Genomic DNA, 6,678 nt, shown 5'->3' on the forward strand with positions numbered 1-6,678 from the left:
CATGTGGTGTGGCAGATCTCCTACACGTTTTTCAGCAGCCCGCCCCGGGGCTGCGGTTGTCCGGGTTTAACGGGCCATACAGCTGCAGGCGGCGATGCTTGAATCCGCGGATGATCAACCAGAAGGACCTGCCGAATCATGCCTGTCGTCGAAACCTTTGCCCTGACCGTTGCCCAGCGTGATATCTGGCTGGACCAGATCAGCCATGGCGACTCGCCGCTGTACAACATCGGCGCGTATGTCGAGCTGCAGGGCAGGGTGGACGCCGCGCAGTTGCAGCAGGCGCTGCAGCACCTGGTGGCCGAGCATGATGGCCTGCGCACGGTGCTGGTCACCGAAGGCGGCCTTGCGCGCCAATACTTCGCCGCGCAAATGGCCGTGCCCCTGGCCGTGCACGACCTGCGCCAGGCGCCAGAGCCGTTGGCAGCCGCACTGGGCTTGCTGCAGGTACAGATGCGCACACCCTATCGCCTGGATGCCAGCCCGTTGTGGAGCGCAACGTTGCTGCGCATTGCCGACCACCGTTACCTGCTGGCCGTTCAGGCTCACCATCTGGTGCTCGATGGTTGGGGGGTGGACCAGTGGTTCAAGCAACTCGCCGATTACTACCAGCTGTTGCAACAAGGCCTGCCTTTGCCGCACGGGGCAGCGTCCTACCATGCCTTCATCGAAGACGATGCCCAGTATCAGGCATCCACGCGCCATGCCCGCGACCGTGAATACTGGCTGGCCAGGTACCAGCAGTTGCCCGCCGCCCTGATGGCCCCGCGCGAGCGCGCCGCGGCGGCAGGCGGCTCACCCAGCGGCGCGCAGGAGCAAGCGTTCGACAGCCAATTGCTGGCCCGCATGCGCCGCTTTGCAAATGGGCTGCAGGCATCGCCACTGCATGTGCTGCTGGCCGCCTTGCACGTCTGCGTGGTGCGCACCTTGCAACGTGATGAGTGGGTGGTCGGGCTGCCAGTGCGCAACCGCGGCAACGCCCGTTTCAAGGCGACCTTGGGGCTGTTCACCCAGGTCAGTGCGCTGCGCATGGGCTTTGGCCGCGAATGCTCGTTCGCGGCGCTGGTGCAGAACATTCGCGATGCGCTGAAGCAGGATTATCGCCACCAGCGCTTTGCCCTTAGCGAACTCAACCGCAGCCTCGGCGTGTTGCGTGAAGAACGGCCGCAATTGTTCGAGCTGATGGTGTCGTTCGAAGAAGACAGCAACGCGCTGCAGATTGCCGATGCGCCTGGCCACACGGTGATGATCTGCAACGGCCACGAACCGACGCCACTGAGTATCCACCTGCGTTGCAACAGCCACAGCGATGCGGCGACGCTGCACCTGGTGCACAACCGGGCCTGGTTTGCCGATGACCAGGTGCAGGCGTTGGCCGCGCGCCTGCTGCATGTGCTGGAGCAAGGCTTGCAGCAGCCACGTACATCGGTTGGTGCATTCGACCTGCTGACCGGCCAGGAACACGCCGCACTAGAGCAGTGGAACGCCACGCAATCACCAACGGTTGATGCGACCCTGATCCAACACCGCATCCAGGCCCAGGCCAAGGCACGGCCGGCAGCAGTGGCGGCGCTGCACGACGGCCAGGCGCTGAGTTATGGCGAGCTTGAGCGGCGTGCCGACCTGCTGGCACAACACCTGGCAGGCCTGGGCGTGCGGCCTGAACGCCGGGTGGCGGTGGTCGCCCAGCGCGGGCTGGACACCCTGGTGGGGCTGTTGGCCGTGCTCAAGGCGGGCGCGGCCTATGTGCCGATTGACCCGGCCCACCCCCGCGAGCGTCTGGCCTACCTGCTGGAAGACAGCGCCCCCGACGTGCTGCTGACCCTTTCACGGCTGGCCGAGCGCCTGCCAGCCCATGGCCTGAGGCAGATCGACCTCGATCGCTTCGACTGGGCTGCCACGCCGGCCACAGCCTTCGATTTTGCAGCGCAATCGCCAAGCGACCTGGCGTATGTCATCTATACCTCTGGCTCCACCGGTTTGCCCAAAGGCGTGATGGTAGAACAGCACATGCTGGCCAATCTGGTCGACTGGCACTGCAGCGCTTTTGATCTGAAGCCTGGGCGCCATCAGTCGAGCCTGGCCGGTTTCGGTTTCGACGCCATGGCCTGGGAGGTCTGGCCGGCGTTGTGCAGCGGTGCGACCTTGCACCTGGCGCCGGTGCGCGATGGTGCCGAAGACATCGACGCCTTGCTTGACTGGTGGCGGGGCCAGCCGCTGGATGTCAGCTTCCTGCCAACCCCGGTCGCCGAGCACGCCTTTGCCCAGGGCGAGCTGCACCCGACCCTGCAAACCTTGCTGGTCGGCGGTGACCGCCTGCGCCGGCTGGCACGCGAGCGGCGCTATAAGGTAATCAACAACTACGGCCCCACCGAAGCCACGGTGGTGGCCACCTCGGGCCAGGTAACGGCCGGTGGGCCGCTGCATATCGGTGGCCCGGTGGCCAATACCCGGCTGTACGTGCTCGATGAGCAGCGCCGGTTGCTGCCGCCGGGTGCAGCGGGTGAGCTTTATATCGGCGGCAAGGGGGTTGCCCGCGGCTACCTGAACCGGCCTCAGATGACCGCCGAGCGCTTTGTGCAGGACCCGTTCTGCCAGGTACCGGGTGCGCGCATGTACCGCACCGGCGACCTGGTGCGCTGGCTGCCCGACGGCACCCTGGAATACCTCGGGCGCAACGACGACCAGGTGAAGATCCGCGGCGTGCGGGTCGAGCTGGCCGAGATCGAAGCAGCCCTGGCCAGCCATGCCGCCGTGCGCGAATGCGTGGTGATGCTGCGCGACGGCCAGTTGCAGGCCTGGTTCATCGCAGACCAGCCGGTGACCCCGCGTGCGCTGCACGAGCACCTGCGCGAACGCCTGCCGCTGGCCTTGCTGCCGGGCGCCTATGTGCGCCTGGGCAACTGGCCGCTGACCGCCAATGGCAAGCTGGACCGCCGCGCCTTGCCGCACGCCGACGAAAGCGCCAAGGTACGCCGGGAGCATGAAGCGCCTGAGGGGCCGATTGAACAGCAACTGGCGCAGCTGTGGGGCGAACTGTTGCAGGTCGAGCGGGTGGGGCGCCAGGACCATTTCTTCGAGCTGGGTGGCCATTCACTGCTGGCCGTGCAACTGATCGAGCGCCTGCGCCAGCAGGGCTTACAGGCTGACGTGCAGGTGCTGTTCGGCCAGTCGACCCTGGCCAGCCTGGCGGCCAGCGTGACGCCGGTCGCTGGCATGGCGGTGCCGGAAAACCGGGTGGCGCAGGGCTGCCGGCAGATTACCCCAGGCATGCTGACGCTCACCGCACTGGACCAGGCCGCAATCGACCACATCGTTGCCTCGGTGCCTGGCGGTGCCGGCAACGTGCAGGAAATCTACCCGCTGGCGCCCCTGCAGCAGGGGCTGCTGTATCACCATGTCACCGACACCCGCGACCCGTACCAGCAGCAGGCGCTGTTCACCTTTGCCAGCCGCGAGCAGTTGCAGGCCTTTACCGATGCCTTGCAGCAGGTAATCGATCGCCACGACATCCTGCGCACCAGCCTGTGCTGGGAGGGGCTGGAGCATCCCCAGCAGGTGGTCTGGCGCCAGGCGCGCCTGCCGGTTGAACACTGGCACGGGCCTGCCGGGCAATTGCGCAGCCATTTCGACCCGCAGCAACGGCCGCTCGACCTGCGCCAGGCACCGATGATGGCGCTGGTGTGTACCGAAGACACCGGGCGAGGGTGCTGGTTGGGCCTGTTGCGCTTCCACCATCTGGTCAACGATGCCGTGTCGCTGCAGGTGCTGTTGAGCGAACTGGAAGCTTTCATGGCAGGGCGCGGTGAGCAGTTGCCCAGGCCAGTGGCTTACCGCGACTACGTCGCCGCCAGCACCGATGCCGAGCGCCAGGCGGGCCATGCGGCCTTCTTCAGCAAGCAGCTTGCCGGTATCGAGCCACAGGCGCCGATCGCCGGGTATGGGGGCGCAACGGTCGACGAGCAATGCCTGGAGAATTACGACCATTGTCTGGCCGCCGAACGTGTCGCCATGCTTCGTCAGCAGGCGCGGCAACAGGGCGCCAGCCTGGCCAGCCTGCTGCACCTGGCCTGGGCGCAGGTACTGGGTAGCCTGGGCGGGCGCGATGAGGTCGTGCTCGGCACTGTGCTGCTGGGGCGCAGCCTGGCCGGCCCGGGCGCCGGTCGCGCCATGGGCATGTTCATCAACAGCTTGCCGCTGCGCATCACGCTGGCACAGCGCTCGCCGGGCCAGGCCCTGAAGGAAACCCACGCAGGGTTGGCGGCACTGCTCGCGCATGAAGATGCGCCGCTGATCCTGGCCCAGCGTTGCAGCGGCTTGCCGGCCGGCAGCGCATTGTTCGACAGCCTGCTCAACTACCGCCAGGGCAGCTTGCCGTTCGGCCAGGTGCTGCCTGGCGTGGAACTGGCCGAGGCCAGCGAGGTGCAGAGCTACGGCCTGGTGCTGACTGTGGATGAGCGCGCTGATGCGTTGCAACTGGCCGTTCGCGCGCCGCAAGCGATCGGTGCGCAACGGGTCATGGAATATCTGCTGCGTGCCCTGCAGCAGTTGGGCGATGCGCTGGCCAGTGGCAGCAGCGTGGGTTTGCAGGCCTTGTGTACGGTGCCGGAAAGCGAGTTGCAGCGTCTGCTGTCGGGCTTCAACAGCAGTGAAGACCCTGACAGCCCGCTGGGGCACACCTTGCCGGCACTGTTCGAGGCACAGGTCAGACGCACGCCCAAAGCCATTGCCGTGCAGGCCGACGACCTCAGCCTTGACTATCAAACACTCAACGCCCAGGCCAACCGCCTGGCTCATCACCTGATTGCCCAAGGGGTTGGCCCGGATAGCCGGGTGGCGGTGTGCATCGAGCGCGGCGTGTCGCTGATGGTCGCCTTGCTGGGCGTGCTGAAGGCCGGCGGCGCCTATGTACCGCTCGACCCGGGCTACCCGCAAGAGCGCCTGCGCTTCATGCTGCAGGACTGCACCCCGGCCCTGGTGCTGGTGCACGGTGCTACGCAGGGCCTGTTCGCCACCCTGCAATGCCGCTGGCTCGACCTTGACCATAACGACTGGCTGGCCAATCCGGCCGATGACCCGCAAGTGGCGGGGCTGGGGCCTGCGCAACTGGCCTACGTGATGTACACCTCGGGCTCCACCGGTACGCCCAAGGGGGTGATGGTGGAACACCGCGGCCTGTGCAACCTGATGCATTGGGGTTCGCGCATCTGCCCGCCGCGCCCGGGTGATGCCTTGCTGCAACGCGCACCGTTTACCTTCGATGGCTCGGTGTGGGAGTTGTTCTGGCCGTTGACCGCCGGTTTGCGCCTGGTACTGGCGCGGCCCAATGGCCACCGAGACCCGGCCTACATGGTGCAGCTGGTTCAGGCGCAGCAGGTCAGCATCGTCAAGTTCGTGCCGGCGCTGCTGCATCAGTTTCTCGAGCAACCGGGCGTGGAGCAGTGCACCAGCCTGACCGATATCTTCTGCGGCGGCGGTGAGCTGACCCTGGCACTGGTGCGCAGTGTGCGACAGCGTCTGCCCAAGGTGCGCCTGCACAATGTCTATGGCCCCACCGAGGCCACGGTGGACAGCACCGCCTGGACCTTGCAGGCGCATGCGCCGCTGCCGACGCAGGCCCCGCCGATTGGCCGGCCGATTGCCAATACCCGCCTGTACGTGCTCGATGCCCATGACCGTCCGGTGCCGTTGGGGGCGGTAGGGCAGTTGCACATCGGCGGTGTCGGCGTGGCCCGTGGCTACCTGGGGTTGCCGCAGTTGCAGGCTGAGCGTTTCATTGCCAGCCCGTTTGTTGAAGGCGACCGCCTGTACCGCACCGGCGACCTGGTGCGCTACCGTGCTGACGGCGAGCTGGACTTCGTTGGCCGCAACGATTTCCAGGTCAAATTGCGCGGTTTGCGGGTTGAGCTGGGTGAAATCGAAGCCTTGCTGGCCGCCCACCCAGCGGTGGGCCAGGCGGTGGTGCTGATGCATGAAGAGCGCCTGGTGGCGTATTTCACCAGCAGCGATGGCCAACCGGCGCCAGCGCTGGAGGCGTTACGCAGCCACCTGCTGGCGCGCATGCCCGAGTACATGGTGCCACAGGCGTTCGTGGCCCTGGCCGAACTGCCGTTGAGCCCGAACGGCAAGGTCGAGCGCAAGGCGCTGCCGGCACCCGGTGCCGAGGCGGTGATCAGCCGTGAGTACCAGGCCCCCCAAGGCGAGCTGGAAACAGCCCTTGCCGGGATCTGGACCGAGGTATTGAAGATCGAGCAGGTCGGCCGTGACGACAACTTCTTCGAGTTGGGTGGGCATTCGTTGCTCGCCGTCAGCCTGGTGGCGCGCATGCGCCAGGCCGGCTTGCATGTGGATGCCAGAACACTGTTCAGCCAGCCGACCCTGGCTGGCCTGGCGGCCAGCACCAGCCGCGAACAGGTTGCCGTGGTGATCCCGCAAACCACCATTCCCGGCCTGGGCAAGCGTCGGCGTATCTGAAGGGTTCGCCTTGCTTGTTTGAGAGAGGCAGATATCGAGCGCCGCCCGCGCGGCGCTCGATATCTGCCCCACCACAAGACCCGAGACAAACCCATCAGCCCCAACAAATCCTCCCCTGTCCCCGCTTCCCATGTCAGACCGGTCGGTCACGATCCATTAGCGTGTCCACCATCCCTATTTCCAGGCAAAGCAGGATGCTTACCG

At 66.3% G+C, this 6,678-nt stretch carries 1 protein-coding gene; it reads left to right on the top strand.

Annotation, left to right across the window (positions count from 1 at the left end; all coding sequences use genetic code 11):
- Nucleotides 1–138 precede the first annotated feature (138 nt).
- Nucleotides 139–6,474: an amino acid adenylation domain-containing protein gene (locus tag ACI2KG_RS04585; RefSeq protein ID WP_404660973.1), complete on the top strand. Its 6,336-nt coding sequence runs from the start codon at nt 139–141 to the stop codon at nt 6,472–6,474.
- Nucleotides 6,475–6,678 lie beyond the last annotated feature (204 nt).

The sequence above is a fragment of the Pseudomonas sp. NPDC089407 genome, assembly GCF_044900445.1.
Taxonomy (GTDB): domain Bacteria; phylum Pseudomonadota; class Gammaproteobacteria; order Pseudomonadales; family Pseudomonadaceae; genus Aquipseudomonas.